The organism is Roseicella frigidaeris (genome assembly GCF_003258945.1).
GTDB classification, from domain to species: domain Bacteria; phylum Pseudomonadota; class Alphaproteobacteria; order Acetobacterales; family Acetobacteraceae; genus Paracraurococcus; species Paracraurococcus frigidaeris.
The window spans coordinates 529,577-545,960 of sequence record NZ_QLIX01000002.1 but is presented as its reverse complement, the minus strand read 5'-3'; the positions used below and the strand labels follow the sequence as shown (position 1 = coordinate 545,960).

General features: G+C 72.4%; 18 protein-coding genes and 2 tRNA genes. 14 read left to right on the top strand and 6 right to left on the bottom strand.

Going from position 1 to position 16,384, the window contains the following annotated elements; all coding sequences use genetic code 11:
* The first annotated feature begins 106 nt into the window (after positions 1–106).
* Positions 107–1,012 (top strand): alpha/beta hydrolase, encoded by a 906-nt coding sequence (locus DOO78_RS05385; RefSeq protein ID WP_165838729.1) that lies wholly within the window; start codon positions 107–109, stop codon positions 1,010–1,012.
* A gap of 45 nt (positions 1,013–1,057) precedes the next feature.
* Here DOO78_RS05385 and DOO78_RS05380 read toward each other — a convergent pair whose 3' ends face one another.
* The gene (locus tag DOO78_RS05380) at positions 1,058–1,951 is read right to left on the bottom strand and encodes an alpha/beta fold hydrolase (protein WP_111468745.1); all 894 of its coding nucleotides are present in this window, start codon (positions 1,949–1,951) and stop codon (positions 1,058–1,060) included.
* 78 nt (positions 1,952–2,029) lie between these two features.
* Here DOO78_RS05380 and DOO78_RS05375 point away from each other — a divergent pair, with 78 nt between their 5' ends.
* From DOO78_RS05375 to DOO78_RS05360, 4 genes are all read left to right on the top strand, one after another.
* The gene (locus DOO78_RS05375) at positions 2,030–2,515 is read left to right on the top strand and encodes a DUF192 domain-containing protein (RefSeq protein WP_111468675.1); all 486 of its coding nucleotides are present in this window, start codon (positions 2,030–2,032) and stop codon (positions 2,513–2,515) included.
* Between the two features lie 75 nt (positions 2,516–2,590).
* Positions 2,591–2,664, top strand: a tRNA-Pro gene (locus DOO78_RS05370).
* A 38-nt stretch (positions 2,665–2,702) separates the two neighbouring features.
* Positions 2,703–3,023 (top strand): ETC complex I subunit, encoded by a 321-nt coding sequence (locus DOO78_RS05365; protein WP_165838728.1) that lies wholly within the window; start codon positions 2,703–2,705, stop codon positions 3,021–3,023.
* A gap of 31 nt (positions 3,024–3,054) precedes the next feature.
* Positions 3,055–3,131: transfer RNA gene (locus DOO78_RS05360), tRNA-Arg, on the top strand.
* Between the two features lie 25 nt (positions 3,132–3,156).
* Here DOO78_RS05360 and DOO78_RS05355 read toward each other — a convergent pair.
* Complete coding sequence (locus DOO78_RS05355) at positions 3,157–3,603, bottom strand: Lrp/AsnC family transcriptional regulator (protein WP_111468744.1); 447 nt, start codon at positions 3,601–3,603, stop codon at positions 3,157–3,159.
* Positions 3,604–3,731: 128 nt separating this feature from the next.
* Here DOO78_RS05355 and DOO78_RS05350 point away from each other — a divergent pair, with 128 nt between their 5' ends.
* Together DOO78_RS05350 and DOO78_RS05345 are read left to right on the top strand one after the other, a co-directional pair.
* Positions 3,732–4,991, top strand: a complete 1,260-nt coding sequence (locus DOO78_RS05350) for a D-amino acid dehydrogenase (protein ID WP_111468673.1) — start codon at positions 3,732–3,734, stop codon at positions 4,989–4,991.
* A gap of 68 nt (positions 4,992–5,059) precedes the next feature.
* Positions 5,060–6,070 (top strand): aldo/keto reductase, encoded by a 1,011-nt coding sequence (locus DOO78_RS05345; protein WP_111468672.1) that lies wholly within the window; start codon positions 5,060–5,062, stop codon positions 6,068–6,070.
* 63 nt (positions 6,071–6,133) lie between these two features.
* Here DOO78_RS05345 and DOO78_RS27365 read toward each other — a convergent pair whose 3' ends face one another.
* A complete protein-coding gene (locus DOO78_RS27365) occupies positions 6,134–6,793 on the bottom strand; it encodes a TetR/AcrR family transcriptional regulator (protein WP_165838727.1) in 660 nt (219 codons plus the stop codon).
* 135 nt (positions 6,794–6,928) lie between these two features.
* Between DOO78_RS27365 and DOO78_RS05335 the strand changes: the two genes are divergently transcribed.
* From DOO78_RS05335 to DOO78_RS05315, 5 genes are all read left to right on the top strand, one after another.
* Complete coding sequence (locus tag DOO78_RS05335; protein WP_128080002.1) at positions 6,929–8,128, top strand: acyl-CoA dehydrogenase family protein; 1,200 nt, start codon at positions 6,929–6,931, stop codon at positions 8,126–8,128.
* An 87-nt stretch (positions 8,129–8,215) separates the two neighbouring features.
* Entirely contained in the window at positions 8,216–8,617 is a 402-nt protein-coding gene (locus DOO78_RS05330) for a VOC family protein (protein ID WP_111468670.1), read from the top strand.
* A 118-nt stretch (positions 8,618–8,735) separates the two neighbouring features.
* Positions 8,736–9,278 carry a thiamine pyrophosphate-binding protein gene (locus DOO78_RS05325; RefSeq protein WP_111468669.1) on the top strand — a complete coding sequence of 181 codons (543 nt, stop codon included), beginning with the start codon at positions 8,736–8,738 and terminating at the stop codon, positions 9,276–9,278.
* 3 nt (positions 9,279–9,281) lie between these two features.
* Complete coding sequence (locus DOO78_RS05320) at positions 9,282–9,893, top strand: thiamine pyrophosphate-dependent enzyme (RefSeq protein WP_111468668.1); 612 nt, start codon at positions 9,282–9,284, stop codon at positions 9,891–9,893.
* A 27-nt stretch (positions 9,894–9,920) separates the two neighbouring features.
* Positions 9,921–10,883, top strand: coding sequence for a dihydrodipicolinate synthase family protein (locus tag DOO78_RS05315; RefSeq protein WP_111468667.1), 963 nt, complete (start codon positions 9,921–9,923; stop codon positions 10,881–10,883).
* A 10-nt stretch (positions 10,884–10,893) separates the two neighbouring features.
* Here the strand turns inward: DOO78_RS05315 and DOO78_RS05310 are convergent, their stop codons facing one another.
* Complete coding sequence (locus DOO78_RS05310) at positions 10,894–11,871, bottom strand: TRAP transporter substrate-binding protein (RefSeq protein WP_243634382.1); 978 nt, start codon at positions 11,869–11,871, stop codon at positions 10,894–10,896.
* Between the two features lie 176 nt (positions 11,872–12,047).
* On the opposite strand from DOO78_RS05310, the gene DOO78_RS05305 reads away from it, so the two are divergent.
* Together DOO78_RS05305 and DOO78_RS05300 are read left to right on the top strand one after the other, a co-directional pair.
* Complete coding sequence (locus DOO78_RS05305; protein WP_111468666.1) at positions 12,048–12,554, top strand: cupin domain-containing protein; 507 nt, start codon at positions 12,048–12,050, stop codon at positions 12,552–12,554.
* Between the two features lie 273 nt (positions 12,555–12,827).
* Positions 12,828–14,153, top strand: a complete 1,326-nt coding sequence (locus tag DOO78_RS05300) for an MFS transporter (protein WP_111468665.1) — start codon at positions 12,828–12,830, stop codon at positions 14,151–14,153.
* Positions 14,154–14,175: 22 nt separating this feature from the next.
* On the opposite strand, the gene DOO78_RS28370 is transcribed toward DOO78_RS05300, so the two are convergent.
* Positions 14,176–16,017 carry an NAD(P)-binding protein gene (locus tag DOO78_RS28370; protein WP_111468664.1) on the bottom strand — a complete coding sequence of 614 codons (1,842 nt, stop codon included), beginning with the start codon at positions 16,015–16,017 and terminating at the stop codon, positions 14,176–14,178.
* A complete protein-coding gene (locus DOO78_RS05290; protein WP_111468663.1) occupies positions 16,014–16,337 on the bottom strand; it encodes a 2Fe-2S iron-sulfur cluster-binding protein in 324 nt (107 codons plus the stop codon). The genes DOO78_RS28370 and DOO78_RS05290 overlap by 4 nt, the downstream gene beginning before the upstream one ends.
* Positions 16,338–16,384: the final 47 nt, after the last annotated feature.

The window sequence follows — 16,384 nt, the reverse complement described above, 5'->3', positions numbered from 1 at the left end:
TTTCGTTACGGCGTCACGGCGGCGTGTCTTATCGATTTCGCAACAGTCTGTCCGCCCCCGCATTCCGCCTCACGACTGCGCCATGCCGGGCGCCGGAAGGAGACCGATGCGGGAGAGATACGGGCGCCGCGCGCTTGTGCGCGGCACAGGGGCGGGCGCGTGCCTGCTGCTTGCCAACTGCATCCCAGGCGGGCTGCCGGATCTCGGCGGGCCGGAGATCGCGGTCGAGCGCGACATCGCCTATGCGCCGCGCGCGGAGGCGCTGCTCGACGTCTATCATCCCGCGACCGCCACCGGGCCGCTGCCGGTGATCCTCTACTTCCATGGCGGCGGCTGGCAGGTCGGGCGGAAGGACGAGCTGCAGGACATGCTCTTCGCGCGCCGCCTGGCGGCGCGGGGGGCGGTGGTGATCTCGGCCAATTACCGGCTGGCGCCCGATGCCTGCTTCCCCAATTTCCTCGAGGACGGCGCCGAGGCCGCGCTCTGGGCGCATCGGAACGTCGCGCAGCGCGGCGGCGATCCGGGGCGACTCTACTTTGCCGGCCATTCGGCCGGCGCCTACAACGCGGTGAAGCTCGCCGTGGACCGGCGCTACGTCGCCTCGGCCGGCCTGCCGCCCGAGGCCGTGCAGGGGGCCATCGGCATCGCCGGACTCTTCACCGAGCGCTGCATGGACTGGCCGCTGCTGAGCGCCGTCTTTCCGCCGAGCGTGCGCGAGGCCGCGCCGGCGACGCGCCGGCTCGGCCCCGACACGCCGCCGCTGCTCCTGCTCGCCGGCAGCCTCGATTTCGTCGTGCCGCCGCGGGAGACGCGGCTGCTCGCCGAGGCGGCGAGGGCGGCGGGCACGCCGGTCGAGGCCATCGTCTATCCGGGCTTCGGGCATCTCGACCTGCTGGCCTCGGGCCCCTGGCTGCCGAGCGCGGCGCCGATGCTGCGCGACATCGCGCGCTTCGTGGGCACCGGCCCGATCCCGGCCGCGCCGGCCGTCGGCGGTCAGCCGCGCCGGACCTGAGCCAGCCAGGGGCGGTCCGGGCTGCGCGGGGCGGGCGCGGCGCGGTCAGCCAGGCGGCAGGTCGAGGATGCAGCGGGCGAAGGCGGCCGGCGCCTCCTGCGGAACGTTGTGGCCCACCCCCGGCAGCACCCGGCGCTCATAGGGGCCGGTGAAGAAGCGGGCATGGCCGGCCGAGCCCTCCACCGGCCCGACGCCATCCGCCTCGCCATGCGGCGCGATGGTCGGCACGACGATGGGGGGCTGTGCCGACAGCGCCGCCTCCAGCGGCTCCAGCGCCGGATCGCCCGGCGCGTAGCCGTAGCGATGGCGGTAGGATTGGATGACCACCTCGACGAAATCGGGATTGTCGAAGGCGGCCGCGCTGGCCGCGAAGCTGGCCTCGTCGAAATCCCAATGCGGCGACCAGAGGCGCCAGAGCAGCCGGGCGATGGCCGCGCGGTTGGCCGCGAGGCCGGCCCGGCCGCGCTCGGTGTGGAAGTAGTACTGGTACCAGTAGCGGTGCTCCTGCTCCGGCGAGGCCGGATGCACGGAGGCGGCGATGTCCTGGATGTTGTAGCCGGTGCAGCTCACCAGCCCGGCGCAGCGCGCCGGCCAGAGCGCGGCGACGACGCAGGCCGCCCGGCCGCCCCAGTCATAGCCGGCGAGCACCGCTTGCGGGATCGCCAGGGCATCGAGCAGGTCGAGGAGATCCTTGCCCAGCGCCGCCTGCTGGCCGGAGCGCGGGGTCTCGGCGGCGAGGAACCGGGTCGGGCCGTAGCCGCGGAGATAGGGCAGGATCACCCGCCGCCCCGCGGCCACCAGGGGCGGCACCACCGCGTCGTAGCCGCGGGGGGCATAGGGGAAGCCATGCAGCAGCAGCACCGGCTGGCCATCCGCCGGCCCATGCTCCTCATAGGCGATCTCGAGGGTCGGGGTCTGCACGGTGCGGAGTTCGGTCATGCGCGGCAGCATGCGCGCAGGCCCGGGCGGCGGGGAAGGGGCGTTGGCCGGCCGCGGCGCGGATGGCAAGCTGCCGCCATGATGCGACGTTCCTTCCTCGCCGGCGCCGCCCTGCTGGCGGCGCAGCTCGCCCTGCCCGGCCGGGCGCCGGCCCAGACCGGCCCGCAGCCGAAGCTGCCGGAGGAGCAGCTGGTGATCGTCACCCGCGACGGGGTGCGGCATGACTTCCGGGTCGAGATGGCGCTGACCCCGGACCAGCAGATGGTCGGGCTGATGTTCCGCCCCGGCGTCGGCCCGGCGGAGGGGATGCTGTTCGACTGGGGGGCGCCGCGGGAATCGGCGATGTGGATGCGCAACACCATCACCTCCCTCGACATGGTCTTCATCCGTGCCGATGGGCGCATCCAGCGGATCGCCGAGCGCACGGTGCCGCAATCCCTGGCGACGATCGAGAGCCGGGGGCCGGTGCGGGCGACGCTGGAGCTGGCGGCGGGCACGGCGGAGCGGCTCGGCCTGCGGGTGGGGGACCAGGTGCTGCAGCGGATCTTCGGCAACGCACCCTGACCCCGCCCCCGTGGCATCAATCCGTCGGCTGCCCATTGCCCCGGAGGCCCGACGCCCATAGGGTGCGCCCCCGCGCGGGGTGTGGCGCAGCCTGGTAGCGCGCCTGTTTTGGGTACAGGAGGTCGTGGGTTCGAATCCCGCCGCCCCGAGTCGCGCCAACCTCGAGTCGCGCCTTCAAGGAATGACCATGCCCGGCCCGTCCCAGATCGCCCGCATCTTCATGCCGCCCCGCAGTGCCATGCAGTCGGGCAAGGGCCGCAGCCAGGAATGGATGCTGGAATTCGCCCCGGGCGAGCGGCAGGACCTGGACCCGCTGATGGGCTGGGCCGGCTCCGGCGACACCCGTGGCCAGCTCCGGCTGCGCTTCGCCACGCGCGAGGAGGCGGTGGCCTATGCCGAGGCGAACGGCCTGCCCTATGAGGTTGAGGAGCCGAAGCCGGTCCGGATCAAGGCCAAGGTCTATGCCGATAATTTCCGCTACGGCCGGACCGAGAACTGGACCCATTGAGGCCGGCCCGGCTCGGCCGGGACGGCTGCAAGCGCCCGTAGCTCAGCTGGATAGAGCACGCGCCTTCTAAGCGTGGGGTCGCAGGTTCAAGTCCTGCCGGGCGCGCCATCCGCCGTCCCGGGCGCGGCGCGGGTCAGCCCCGGACGATGCTGCGGATCGCAAAGCTCGACTGGATGCGCGCCACGCCGGGCAGGCGGGAGAGCACCTCCTTGTGGATGCGCTCGTAATCCGCCGCGTCGCGCGCCTCGACCCGCAGCAGGTAATCCGACATCCCGGTCATCAGGTAGCACTCGCGCACCTCCGGGCAGCGGCGCACCGCCGTCTCGAAGCGCTGCATGCTGGCATCGGTCTGCCGCTCGAGCGTGATCTGGACGATCACCACCACGCCCTCGCGCGGCGCCGCCTCCTCGATGATCGCCGTATAGCCGCGGATCACGCCACGGTGCTCCAGCAGCCGCAGCCGCCTGAGGCAGGCCGAGGGCGAGAGCCCGACCGCCTCGGCCAGGGCGGCATTGCTCATCCGCCCATCCGCCCGCAACTGCCGGAGGATGGCGCGGTCGGTGTCGTCCAGCGCATGCATCGAATTATCTGCGAATCCGTCGTCGATCATGCGGCAGATCGGCGGGACCCGGCAGAGGATTCGGCGCATCGGCGTGAAATTTGCTGATCCCCTTCGATAGTCTTTGCGGCGAACCAACGGAGGCGGCGATGCGGGTCCTGATCCTGGGCAGCGGCGTGGTCGGCGTGACGAGCGCCTGGTACCTGGCGAAGGCGGGGCACGAGGTGACGGTGCTCGACCGCCAGCCGGCCGCCGGCATGGAGACCAGCTTCGCCAATGCGGGCCAGGTCTCGCCGGGCTATTCCGCCCCCTGGGCCGGGCCGGGCATTCCCATCAAGGCGCTGAAATGGCTGATGATGCGCCACCGGCCCTTCGTGCTCTGGCCGCAGCTCGACCACGGGCTCTATCGCTGGCTCGGCCAGATGCTCGCCAATTGCACCGAGGCGGCCTACGGCACCAACAAGTCCCGCATGGTGCGCCTCGCCGAATACAGCCGCGACATGCTGCGCGACCTGCGGGCCGAAACCGGCATCGCCTATGACGAGCGCAGCAAGGGCACGCTGCAGCTCTTCCGCACCCAGAAGCAGCTCGATGCCGTCGGCGGCGACACCGCGGTGCTCGATGCCTATCACGTGCCCTACGAGGTGCTGGACGCGGCCGGCTGCATCGGCGCCGAGCCGGCGCTCGGCCTGGTGCCCGGCAAGTTCGTCGGCGGCCTGCGCCTGCCGGGCGACGAGACCGGCGACGCGCATCTCTTCACCCAGCGCCTCGCCGCCCTGGCCGCCGCCCGCGGCGTCGTCTTCCGCCAGGGCGTCACGGTGCGGGCGCTCGAGCGCGAGGGGGACCGCATCACCGGCGTCGCCACGGACCAGGGCCGGGTGACGGCGGATGCCTATGTGGTCGCCATGGGCAGCTACTCGCCGGCGCTGCTGCGGCCGCTGCAGGTGGCGGTGCCGGTCTATCCGGTGAAGGGCTACTCGCTCACCCTGCCGGTGACCGAGGAGGCCGGCGCCCCGGTCTCGACCGTGATGGACGAGACCTACAAGGTGGCGATCACCCGGCTCGGCGACCGCATCCGGGTCGGCGGCACGGCCGAGCTCGCCGGCTTCTCGCTGCGGCTGCGCAAGCCGCGGCGCGAGACGCTGGCCTATTCGGTCGGCGACCTCTTCCCGCGCGGCGGCGACATCGCCGCGGCGAGCTTCTGGACCGGGCTGCGGCCGATGACGCCGGACGGCACGCCGGTGGTGGGCTCGACCCGCTACCGCAACCTGCACCTCAACACCGGCCATGGCACGCTCGGCTGGACCATGGCCTGCGGCAGCGGCCGGCTGCTCGCCGACCTGATGACCGGCCGCGCGCCGGAGATCGCCGCCGACGACCTGGCCTTGTCGCGCTACGCCATGGCCTGAGGATCGCCGGTCCGCTTGACCTTCCCCCGCGGCACGGCGAGCCTCGTCGCCTGCAGGGGAGAGCCGCCATGGAGTACCGCACGCTCGGCCGCAGCGGCCTCTCGGTCAGCCGCTACTGCCTCGGCACCATGATGTTCGGCGGCCCGACCGATGCCGCGACCAGCGGGCGGCTGATCGCCCGCGCGGCCGCGGCCGGGATCAACATCCTCGACACCGCCGATGGCTACAATGCCGGCCGGTCCGAGGAGGTGGTCGGCGCCGCCATCGCCGGCAACCGCCATGCCTGGGTGCTGGCGACCAAGATCGCCAACCGGGTGGGGAAGGGGCCGAACGAAGGCGGCCTCTCCCGCAAATGGGTGATGCAGGGGACCGAGGCCTGCCTGCGCCGCCTTGGCACCGACTTCATCGACATCCTCTACCTGCACAAGGAGGACCCTGCGACGCCGCTGGAGGTGACGGTGCGGGCGCTCGGCGACCTCGTCCGGGCCGGCAAGATCCGGCATTTCGGCGTCTCCAACTACCGGGGCTGGCGGATCGCCGAGATCTGCCGGCTCTGCGACGGGCTCGGCATCGACCGGCCGGTGGTCTCGCAGCCCTATTACAACGCCATGAACCGCCAGCCGGAGGTCGAGCAGCTCCCGGCCGCGGCGCATTGCGGTCTCGGCATCCTCCCCTATTCGCCGCTGGCGCGCGGCGTGCTGACGGCGAAATACCGCCCCGGCGAGGCGCCGGAGCCGGGCAGCCGCGCCGGCCGCCAGGACCGCCGCCTGCTGGAGACCGAGCTGCGGCCGGAGTCGCTCGAGATCGCGCAGCGCATCCGCGACCATGCCGCGGCGAAGGGCGGCTCGGCGGCGCATCTCGCCATCGCCTGGGTGCTGAACAACCGGCTCGTCACCGGCTGCATCCTCGGCCCGCGCACCGAGCAGCACCTGGAGGACTACCTCGCGGCGCTCGACTACCGCTTCACCGCCGAGGACGAGGCGCTGATCGATCGCCTGGTGCCGCCAGGCCATCCCTCGACCCCTGGCTACAACGACCCGCAATACCCGATCGAGGGCCGGGTGCCGGTGGTCGGGTAGGTGCCCGGCCACCGGCGCGCCAAGGCTGGGCGCGCCAAGGGTGGGCGCGCCAGGGCGGGCGGGTCAGGGCGCGGCGAGGCCGGCGCAGAGGAAAGGCAGGATCTCCGTGACGGCCCGCTCGAAATCGCCGCTGTCGCAGGCGCCGTCCGACATCATCTCCAGCCGGCCGGTGCGCAGCAGGGTGTAGCGATAGGCGCCCATCATGAAATAGACCCGCCAGCACAAGGATTGCCGATCGAGATGCGGCAGCACGCGGGCGAACTCGCCGAGATAGTCGAGCGTCGTCTCGTCGTAGACGGCGCTCAGCACCTCCTTCGAGATGTCGTCCGGCTCGGTATGCAGCCGGGCATGCATGCGCATGGTGGCCCGCCCCTCCGGCGTCTGGCCGTTCAGCATGAAGGGCGTGACGAAGCGGCGGACCAGCTCCTCGAGCGGGATCGGCCCGCCGCCATGCGCCGCCCGGGCCTCGGCCAGGGCGGAGCGGCGGGCTTCGGTCACCTGGCTGGCGCCGCGCAGATAGGCCGCCTTGAAGAGATCGCGCTTGGCTCCGAAATGATAGTGCAGCTGGGCGAGGTTCACTTCGGCGCGTTGGGCGATCGCCCGGGTCGAGGTGGCGGCATAGCCCTGCTCGGAGAACAGCGACTGCGCGACATCCAGGATGCGGTCGCGTACGCTGGCGGGACCCTCCGTCGCGGCGGGCCTGGTTTGCTCGGTTACCGTCATCCTCGATCCGTCCATTGCCTCGCCCCTGCCAGACCCTATAGCGCGCGGCCTCCTGCTTGACACGGACGGGTCCGCCCGTCGAGATTTGGTCGGGCGACCGAACATCGCGGCCCGAGCAGCGCGGGAGGATGGCCAGTGAGTGCAGCCTTGGAGATGGACGGCGCCCCGCCGGTCCGCGTCGGCACCGATCCCGTGGCGCGGGCGCGCGCCATCGCCGCCCGGATCGAGGCGGATGCGCCCCGGATCGAGGCCGGCAAGGCGCTGACGCCCGAGGTGCTGGACGCCCTGCACGGCACCGCCCTGTTCCGCACCTTGCTGCCGCGCGCCTATCATGGCGAGGAGGTGCGGCCCGCCACCTTCTTCCGCCTGCATGAGGTGATCGCCGCGGCCGACGGCTCGACGGGCTGGTGCCTCTGCCAGGCCTCGGGCTGCTCCTTCGCCTCGGCCTATATGGCGCCGGAGGCGGCCTGGGAGGTCTGGGGCGACCCGCGCGCCGTGCTCGCCTGGGGCTTCGGCACCGGCACCGCCCGGGTCGTGCCCGGCGGCTACCGGGTCTCCGGCACCTGGGGCTTCGCCAGCGGCAACCGGCATGCGAGCTGGATCGGCGGGCATTGCCGTATCATCGAGCCGGACGGTTCCGTCCGCCGCGGGCCCGATGGCCGCGAGGCCGAGCGCACCATGCTGGTGCGGCGCGAGGCGGTGCGGTTCCACGATGTCTGGAACGTCGTCGGGCTGCGCGGCACCAACAGCGACACCTACAGCTTCGACGACCTCTTCGTGCCGGACGCCTTCGGCGTCTGCCGCGACAGCGACGCGGAACGCCGGATCGACGTGCCGCTCTACAAATTCACCACCACCAACCTCTACGCCGCCGGCTTCGCCGGCGTCTCCATGGGCATCGCCCGCGGCATGCTCGACGCCTTCACCGCGATGGCGAAGACCAAGACCGCGGCGGCCATGACCCGGCCCATGCGCGAGAGCGAGGTGATCCAGAACGGCATCGCGCAATGCGAGGCGAAGCTGCGCTCGGCCGGCGCCTGGCTGGTCGAGGTGCTGGAGGAGGCCTTCGAGGTGGCCCGCAGCCGCGGCCACATCACCATGGATGAGCGGGCGATGATCCGCCTCGCCACCACCTCCGCCATCCACCGCGCCAAGGAGGTGGCGGAATGGGCCTATCACGAGGCGGGGGCGAGCGCGATCATGCTCGGCGGCCCCTTCGAGCGCCGCATGCGCGACATCCATGCCTCGGCCCAGCAGGTGCAGGGCCGCTCCGCGCATCTCGAGATGTGCGGCCAGCATTTCCTGGGGATGAACCCGTCCGGCCGGTTCTTCTGAGAGCCGCCTGAGACCAACGACTCTGCGCCATGAGGCGTGGGCCCCAGTCGTAGGTCGATCCGTTCGTAGGTAGAGAGGACTCGCGACATGCCGCTCGAAGGCCTGAACCACTACACGATCCGCCCGGTGGACCTGGAGCGGACCAAGGATTTCTACGTCGACGTCCTCGGGCTCGAGATCGGCTACCGGCCGCCGCTCGCCTTCCCGGGCTACTGGCTCTATGTCGGCGACACCCCGACCGTGCACCTGATCGGCCCGCGCAGCGAGGAAGGGCAGGCGGCGCGCGAGGCGGGGCCGACCGGGCTGCTCGACCACATCGCCTTCGCCTGCACCGGCCTCGCCGAGATGAAGCAGCGCCTGGCGAAGCGCGGCATCGCGCATGAGGAGCGGGTGATCCCGCGCGACCGCCAGACCCAGCTCTTCATCCGCGACCCGGATGGCGTCGCGGTGGAGCTGAACTATCCGCCGGCGGAGACGCCCGCCGCCTGAGGCAGCGGCCCCGGCGGCACCCGGCGGCACCCCCGGCGGGCGGGGGGCCGCCCTGGCGCGATCGCCGGGCATCGGCGATGATGCGGCCAAGACCACGGGTGGGAGCGGGGAAACCTCCATGAGCCAGGCTTGGCACGAGATCGTGCTGGACGTGCTGAAGGCGAACGAGATCCGCCTCATCCCCTATGTGCCCGACAACGTCCTGAAGCCGCTCATCGCCGCCATCCATGCCGATCCCTTCTTCACCGCCTTCACCACGGCACGGGAGGAGGAGGCGGTCGGCATCGTCGCCGGCGGGGCGATGGCCGGTATGCGCGGCATGGTGCTGATGCAGACCAGCGGCTTCGCCACCCTCGCCAATGTGCTGGCCAGCCTGCCCTGCGCCTTCCAGATCCCGGTGCTGCTGATGATCAGCGAGCGCGGCACGCTCGGCGAGTTCAACCAGGGCCAGGCGGCGGTCTGGCGCACCATGCGGCCGACGCTCGAGGCGCTCGCCATGCCGCATCAGGTGATCACCCGGCTCGATGAATGCGGCTTCATCGCCGACCGGGTGATCCGGCAGGCGCTGATGACGCAGCAGCCGGCGGCGCTGATCCTCTCGCCGCTGCTGACCGGCGGCAAGGCCGCGCCGGTGCGGACCACGGCCGGGGCGGAGGGCTGAGCCATGGCGACCACCGCCCACAACGCCAAGCGGCTGCACCGCTTCGAGGCCACGCAGCGGCTGGTGGCGAAGCTGCACCGCGGGGAAGCGGTCATCGGCGGCATCGGCCACAGCAATTTCGACCTCTGGGCCGCCGGGCACAGACCGCAGAATTTCTACATGCTCGGCAGCATGGGCCTCGCCGTGCCGATCGCCCTCGGCGTCGCCCTGGCGCAGCCGCAACGCCGCGTCTTCGCGCTGGAGGGCGACGGCTCGCTGCTGATGCAGCTCGGTTGCCTGGCGACGGTGGCGACGCTGCGCCCGGCCAACCTCGTCATCCTGGTGCTGGACAACGGCACCTACCAGATCACCGGCGGTCAGCCGACACCGGGGGCGGGTGGTGCCGACTACGTCGCCATCGCCCGCGGCTGCGGCATCGCCAGCGCCGCCTGGGCCGCCGACGAGGCGGATCTGGAGCGGCTGATCGATGCCGCCCTCGCCACCGAGGGGCCGCATCTGATCGGCCTGAAGCTCGACGACCAGGGCCCGGCGGCGCAGACCGAGCGCGACCCGCCGCAGATCCGCGACCGCTTCATGCGCGGCCTCGGCACCAAGACCAGCAAGCTGCCGGGCTGAGCCGGCGCCGCGAGGAGGACACGCCCCATGGCCAGACGCTTCCCCGGATACGAGCCGCGCGGCGTCATCCCCGCCGTGCTGCTGCCCTTCCATGACGACCTCTCGATCGACGAGGCCGCCTACCGCGCGCATCTGCGCGATGTCGCCGCGGTCTCGGGCCTCGGCGCCGTCACCACCAACGCGCATGCCTCCGAGGTCGCCTCCTGCGATCCGGAGGAGCAGGAGCGGGTGCTGGCGGTGACGCTGGAGGAGGTGGGCGACCGGCTGCCGGTGGTGAACGGCGTCTATGCCGACGGCACCTTGCAGGCGGCGCGGATCGCCCGGCGCGCCGCGGCTGGTGGCGCCTCGGCCCTGCTGGTCTTCCCGCCCGGTGTGCTCTCGCGCGGCAATGCCGCCCGGCCGGATTGCCTGGCCGACCATGTGCGGCACATCGCCGCCGCCACCGACCTGCCGCTGATCCTGTTCCAGTATCCGGCGGCGACCGGCCTGACCTATCCGCTGGAGACGCTGGCGCGGCTGGCCGAGGAAGTGCCGAGCATCCGCGCCATGAAGGACTGGTGCAACGACCCGGCGCTGGCGGAGCGGCATATCGAGGTGCTGCACGGCCTGCGCCGGCCGGTCCATGTGCTCTCGACCCACAGCGCCTGGCTCTTCGCCTCCCTCGTCACCGGCGCGGCCGGGCTGCTCTCCGGCTCGGGCAGCGTCATCGCCGCGTTGCAGGCGCGGCTGTTCGAGGCGGTGCAGCGCGGCGACATGGCGGCGGCGCGGGCGCTGAACGACCGCATCCGCCCGACCGCCCAGGTCTTCTACGCCGAGCCCTTCTTCGATATGCACAACCGCATGAAGGAGGCGCTGGTGCTGCTCGGCAAGCTGCCGCGCGCCGTGGTGCGGCCGCCGTTGAAGAAGCTCGGCCCGGCGGAGATCCGCCGGATCGGCGAGGCCCTGGCCGCCGCCGGCCTGCTGGACTCGGGGCGACTCGCGGCCGAATAGGCCCCGCGCGTCACCGCAGGGCGGCGCGGTAGGTCTCGAGCATCTGCGCGCCCTCCGGCCCGGCGCGCTGCACCCACTCGGCGGTGAGCGTCTCGCCGATCCCCTTGAGCTCGCCCATGAGCTGCTCGCTCGGCTGCGGCAGCAGCATGCCTTGCGCCCGCAGCCGCTCGGCCTGGGTGATCTCGGCCTGCTTCGCCAGCTCCTTGCCGCGCGTCGCGGCCCGGGCGGCGGCGGCCAGCAGCGCCTCGCGGCCCGGCGCGTCCAGCGCCTGCAAGGCACGGGTATTGGCGAAGACGGCGTTGCGCGTGCGCATGCCGCCGACATTGGTCCAGGTGCGGGTGAACTCCCAGGCGGTGACGTTCACGCCGCTTTGGGCCGAGGTGAACATGGCGGTGATGACATTGGTGGCGAAGGCCTGGCTCACCTCGGCGAGCTGGACCGTCACCGGGGTCGCGCCCATCAGCTCGGCCATGCGGGCCGTGACGGTGTTGTAGGCGCGGAAGCGGCTGCCCTTCAGGTCGGCGACGCTGCGGATCTCGGATTTCGCGTAGAAGCCCTGGGCGTCCCAATGGACGATGTAGAGCAGGGTCAGGCCCTGGCGCTCCAGCCGGGCGCGGATATAGGGCTCGGTCGCGGCGTTCAGCGCCTCGGCCTGCGGCCAGGTCCAGGCGAGGAAGGGGACGCCGTCCACCTCGAAGAACGGGTCCTCGTTGGCATAGGCCGAGAGCAGGATCTCGCCGAGCTGCACCTGGCCGGTCTGCACGCCGCGCTTGATCTGCGCCATGGGCAGCAGGCTGGCATTGTTGTGCAGCTGCACCTGCAGCTTGCCGCCCGTCCCCTGGTCGAGATCGGCGATGAACTGGCGGATGTTCTGGGTGTGGAAATTCTCGGCATAGGGCGTGGCCATCACCCAGCGCGTCTGGGCCTGGGCGGGCGACAGCGCGATCGTCAGCGCCGCAGCCAGGGCGGCGAGGCATGGGGGCATCATCCCGGGCATCCGGGCCCAGGCGGTCCAACGAGGCATGGCGGTGCGTCTCCCGGCAGGCTGCAGGGCCGCGCGGCGTGTCTCCCCCGTGGAAGGTTCCATGCGCGGCCCGGCGCGGCAAGGCTTGCCGCGCGGCCGGCCCCGGTCCGAAGATCGACGGCCGCACCGGAGGATCCCCGATGCCCGACACCACCGCGCCGAGCCCCGCCCGCCTCGTCGTGCAGCAGCCGGATGCCGCCCGCAGCTTCTGGCAGCCGGTGCCGGCCAACGGCTTCGTCCGCTGCCTGCTCGACCAGGCGAGCACCGGCGCCGAGACGCCCTTCGCCTTCGGTACCCAGACCGTCGATCCCGGCTGCCATGTGCGCGAGCACCTGCACGACCAGAACGAGGAGATCATCTTCGTCGTCGCCGGCGAGGGCGAGGCGCATATCGAGGGCGCGGTGCATCCCATGCGCCCCAACGCCTGCTTCTTCTTCCCGCGCAACCGGGCGCATTCCTTCCACAACACCGGGCAGGGCCCGCTCACCTTCGTCTGGTGCATCATGCCGGGCGGGCTCGAGACCTTCTTCGCCCGCATCGGCCGGCCCCGGGTGGAGGGCGAGGCGCCGCCGCCGCCCTTTCCGCGGCCGGAGAATGTCCGGCAGATCGAGGCCGAGACGCTCTTCGGCACGCTGCCCGCCCGCTGAGCGGGGCCGCCGCCGCCCCCTTGCGGCGATGGCTGCCATGCTGCCGCTGGGGGTGGCCGCTGCTCCGGCAAGGGATTAGGCCGGCCGCGCGGCGCCTGGACCACGATCCGCTCACGCCGGTTCGCGGACCTTGGTCGAGCGCGATGCTGGGGCGCGTGCATCACGCCTTCGCTGATCCCGGCTCGGGCGATCACGCTCCGGCGCGCCGCAACTTTCCCCCGGCGGCGGGTTTCCGCTTGCCGCCGGGACAGGCAGAAAGCGGGAGGAATCGCCATGGCCATGTCGGCTTCGCCGCCGCCGGGCCGGACGCCGCGGATCGTCCGGACCCAGCGCATCGCGCTGGCGCTGCTCGTGCTGAGCGGCGTCATCAATTACATCGACCGCGCCACCCTCGCGGTCGCCAATCCGCTGATCCGCGAGGAGCTTGGCCTCTCGGTCGGCGATATGGGCCTGCTGCTCTCGGCCTTCCTCTGGGCCTATGCCTTCTCGCAGCTTCCGGTCGGGGCGCTGGTGGACCGCTTCGGGCCGCGGCTGATGCTCTCGCTCGGGCTCGGCCTCTGGTCGCTGGCCCAGGCGGCCGGCGGGCTGGTGCATAATTTCACGCAATTCTTCGCCGCCCGCATGCTGCTCGGCATCGGCGAAGCGCCGCAATTCCCGACCGCGGCGCGGGTGAGCCGGGACTGGTTCAACGCCCGCGACCGCGGCACCGCCACCGGCATCTGGAACTGTTCCTCGACGCTCGGCTCCGCCATCTCGGTGCCGCTGCTAACCTTCCTGATGCTCTATGTCGGCTGGCGCTGGATGTTCCTCATCGTCGGCGCGATCGGCGTGGCGGTCGCCATCCTCGCCTATGCGATCTACCGCAATCCCGGAGAGGTGGCGCTGACCGCGGAGGAGCGGGCGCATCTGACGGAGGGCGATGCGACCGGCGAGACCACCAAGCTCACCCTGGCGGAGTGGCGGCGGCTTTTCACCTTCCGCACCACCTGGGGCATGCTGATCGGCTTCTTCGGGGTGATCTACACCCTTTGGATCTACGCCTCCTGGCTGCCGGCCTACCTGCAGATGGAGCGGCACATGAGCATCGCCGAGACCGGCGTGCTGGCCGCCATCCCCTTCGGCTTCGGCGTCGTCGGCAGCCTGCTCGGCGGGCGGCTGACGGATGTGCTGGCGCGACGCGGCGTCTCGCCGGTCAACAGCCGGAAATGGCCGATGGCGCTCTCCCTCGCCGGGGCCGGGCTCTGCACCGCGCTCGCGGCCTGGACGCCGAGCAACAGCCTGGCGATCGCCTTCATCTCGGCGGCGATGTTCCTCGGCTATGTGGCGACCGCGACCGCCTGGGCCATGGTCTCGGTCGTGGCGCCGGCGAACTGCACCGCCTCGCTCGGCGCGATGCAGAATTTCGGCGGCTATCTCGGCGGCGCCCTGGCGCCGATGGTGACCGGCTTCATCGTCGAGGCCAGCGGCAGCTTCGCACCGGCCCTGCTGGTCGGCGCCGGCCTCGCCATCCTCTGCGCCATCGCCTATGCGGTCATCATCCGCGACCCGATCCCGGCGACCCGGCTCGATCCGGCAGCGGGGCTGGCGCCGGCGCAGTGACGCGCCGGCCATCGGCGCCGGCTCAGGCGGTGAGCAGCTCGGTCACCGCCCGATGCGCCTGGTCGATGGCGCTGTCGGTGTAGGCGGCGGCGCCGGCATCGGAATTGGCGATGGCGATGCGGCCAAGGCGCCGCCGCCCAATCTCGTGCGGCGCCTCGCCGGGCGGGTAGTCGGGATCGAAGAGCGGGTTGTACTCATAGGCATAGCCGTGCGGCCACCGGTTGACCGTGATGCCGAGGATGTCGCGCGCCGCCTCGAAGCCGCCAGCGCCCAGCATGCGCTGCAACTGGTCGCGCAGCGCCCGCTCGAATGCCTCGAAGCTGGTCGCCAGCAGCGCCGCGCGCCCCGCCCGGTGCTGCGAGCGCTGGTCGAGGCCCGGCGCGCAGGGCACATGCGAGAGGAAGAGCAGGATCGGCTCCTCCGGCCGGCCGATGCTGTCATAGCCGCCGATGCGCGTCTTCCAGTCCAGCCGCAGCGCGGTGAAGAGGCAGCCCGGCGCCTGGGCGGCGGCGATGCCGAGGCGGCGGAAGGCCAGCCGGTTGCGCAGCAGCACCGAGGCATAGACCAGCGGCACCTTCACCTGGCTGCGCAGCGCCGCGGCCTGGGCCTCCGGCAGCTCCGGGCAGAGATGCGGGATCATCATGCCCCAGCAGGCGAGGATGCATTGCGCGGCCTGGACGCGGTGCACCGACCCCTGGCGGCCGTAGACGAGCTCGACGCCGCCGGGCCCGTTCCGGGCCCGCAGCACCGTGCTCTCGAGCCGCAGGCGCACCGGCGCATCCGGCCTGTCCAGCGCCGCGTAATCGGCGCGCGCCAGAACCACCGCCTCGACGCCCCGCCCAGGGACCGCCCGCGGGTTCAGCGCGCGCAGCAGCAGCCGGACGATCGAGGCGTTGCCGTCGGGGAAGTGGAACCGCGCCGAGCCGCCCTCGGCATAGCCCGCCGCGGTGTACCCCATGCCCGGTGCCGCCCCCGGCGCCAGGCGGAGCCCCTGGAAGCCGGGAAAGCCGAAGGCCCAGACATCGAGCGCGCTCACCGCATCCGCGCCCACGCCCCATTCGCCATGGCTCATCGTCTGGAAGAAGGGCAGGGCGGCCGCGTCCACCCGGGCGATACGGGCGAGGTAGTCGTGGTAGCTCAGGCGGGCGAGCAGCGCCTTCTTTTCGGCCGGGCCATGCCCGGGCAGGTAGTCGATGCGCGCCTCGTGCAGCCGGGCGATATCCTGCCGCGCCGCCGGCGGCAGCGGCGAGTCGCGCAGCACCTGCGCCCAGGGCCGCTCGCCGATGCCGGTGAGGAGATGGTCGGCGCCGAAGGTCGCGCGGTCGAGGAAGATGCCGCGGCCCATGCCCTGGCGCCGCCAGAAGCCGGGATCGGCATGCCGCGCCGCCAGGCGCGCCGGTTCGACGCCGAGCCGCCGCAGCAGCCCGGCGGCCACCGGGCCGTAGGGCCGGGGGCTGTCGATCAGCATGGTCCCGCCGTTCATCAGCAGGGTCCGCCCGCCGATGCGGTACTCGTTGCGGCGGGCATGGCCGCCGACATCGTCGTGGTTGTCGAGGATGAGGATGCGCGCCTCCGGCCTGGCGTCGCGCCAGAACAGGGCCGCGGCCAGCCCGCTGATGCCGGCGCCGACCACCACCAGGTCGTAGGCCTCCTCCTCCGACGGCGCCTCGGGCAGCGGCGCGCCGGCCGCCAGCGCATGCGCCGCCTCGAAGCTGCCCGGCTGGCTGCCGCGCAGCCCCTGCCGCAGCGGCGGATAGGCCGCCTCGGGCGGCGACGCGCCGCCGAGACCGATCGCCGCCGCGCCCAGCAGCAGGTCCCGCCGCGGGATCGGGCGGTCCATGCCGAGGGCGCGGTCCCGGTTCATCCCTGCCGCTCCGGCAACAGCACCTCCAGCCCGTCCAGCGCCTCGGAGACGGCGATCTGGCAGGACAGGCGGCGCCCCGGGGGCCGCGAGCCGAGCGCGTCCTCGATCATGTCGCCCTCGTCGAGTCCCGGCGGGCCGACGCGGTCGCGCCAGGCCTCGGGCACATCCACCATGCAGCTCGCGCAGGCGAGCTGGCCGCCGCAATCCGCCGGCAGATGCGCCACGTTGTGCCGGACGCCGACCAGCATCACGGTCTCGTCCTCGCCGGAGTCGAAGACCTGCCGGTTGCCATCGGGCTGGACGAAGGTGATCCGGGCCATGCCGCTGCTCCCCGCTGCCGCGCCCCCTGTCGCGCGGCCAGGCTTCC

Excerpts from the sequence above, each read along its gene's own strand:
- DOO78_RS05380 (WP_111468745.1), bottom strand. The coding sequence starts at position 1,951 with ATGACCGAACTCCGCACCGTGCAGACCCCGACCCTCGAGATCGCCTAT.
- DOO78_RS05375 (WP_111468675.1), top strand. The coding sequence starts at position 2,030 with ATGATGCGACGTTCCTTCCTCGCCGGCGCCGCCCTGCTGGCGGCGCAG.
- DOO78_RS05330 (WP_111468670.1), top strand. The coding sequence starts at position 8,216 with ATGCCGCTCGAAGGCCTGAACCACTACACGATCCGCCCGGTGGACCTG.
- DOO78_RS05300 (WP_111468665.1), top strand. The coding sequence starts at position 12,828 with ATGGCCATGTCGGCTTCGCCGCCGCCGGGCCGGACGCCGCGGATCGTC.
- DOO78_RS05350 (WP_111468673.1), top strand. The coding sequence starts at position 3,732 with ATGCGGGTCCTGATCCTGGGCAGCGGCGTGGTCGGCGTGACGAGCGCC.
- DOO78_RS05320 (WP_111468668.1), top strand. The coding sequence starts at position 9,282 with ATGGCGACCACCGCCCACAACGCCAAGCGGCTGCACCGCTTCGAGGCC.
- DOO78_RS05355 (WP_111468744.1), bottom strand. The coding sequence starts at position 3,603 with ATGCATGCGCTGGACGACACCGACCGCGCCATCCTCCGGCAGTTGCGG.
- DOO78_RS05315 (WP_111468667.1), top strand. The coding sequence starts at position 9,921 with ATGGCCAGACGCTTCCCCGGATACGAGCCGCGCGGCGTCATCCCCGCC.
- DOO78_RS05365 (WP_165838728.1), top strand. The coding sequence starts at position 2,703 with ATGCCCGGCCCGTCCCAGATCGCCCGCATCTTCATGCCGCCCCGCAGT.
- DOO78_RS05345 (WP_111468672.1), top strand. The coding sequence starts at position 5,060 with ATGGAGTACCGCACGCTCGGCCGCAGCGGCCTCTCGGTCAGCCGCTAC.
- DOO78_RS27365 (WP_165838727.1), bottom strand. The coding sequence starts at position 6,793 with ATGACGGTAACCGAGCAAACCAGGCCCGCCGCGACGGAGGGTCCCGCC.
- DOO78_RS05310 (WP_243634382.1), bottom strand. The coding sequence starts at position 11,871 with ATGATGCCCCCATGCCTCGCCGCCCTGGCTGCGGCGCTGACGATCGCG.
- DOO78_RS05305 (WP_111468666.1), top strand. The coding sequence starts at position 12,048 with ATGCCCGACACCACCGCGCCGAGCCCCGCCCGCCTCGTCGTGCAGCAG.
- DOO78_RS05290 (WP_111468663.1), bottom strand. The coding sequence starts at position 16,337 with ATGGCCCGGATCACCTTCGTCCAGCCCGATGGCAACCGGCAGGTCTTC.
- DOO78_RS28370 (WP_111468664.1), bottom strand. The coding sequence starts at position 16,017 with ATGAACCGGGACCGCGCCCTCGGCATGGACCGCCCGATCCCGCGGCGG.
- DOO78_RS05385 (WP_165838729.1), top strand. The coding sequence starts at position 107 with ATGCGGGAGAGATACGGGCGCCGCGCGCTTGTGCGCGGCACAGGGGCG.
- DOO78_RS05325 (WP_111468669.1), top strand. The coding sequence starts at position 8,736 with ATGAGCCAGGCTTGGCACGAGATCGTGCTGGACGTGCTGAAGGCGAAC.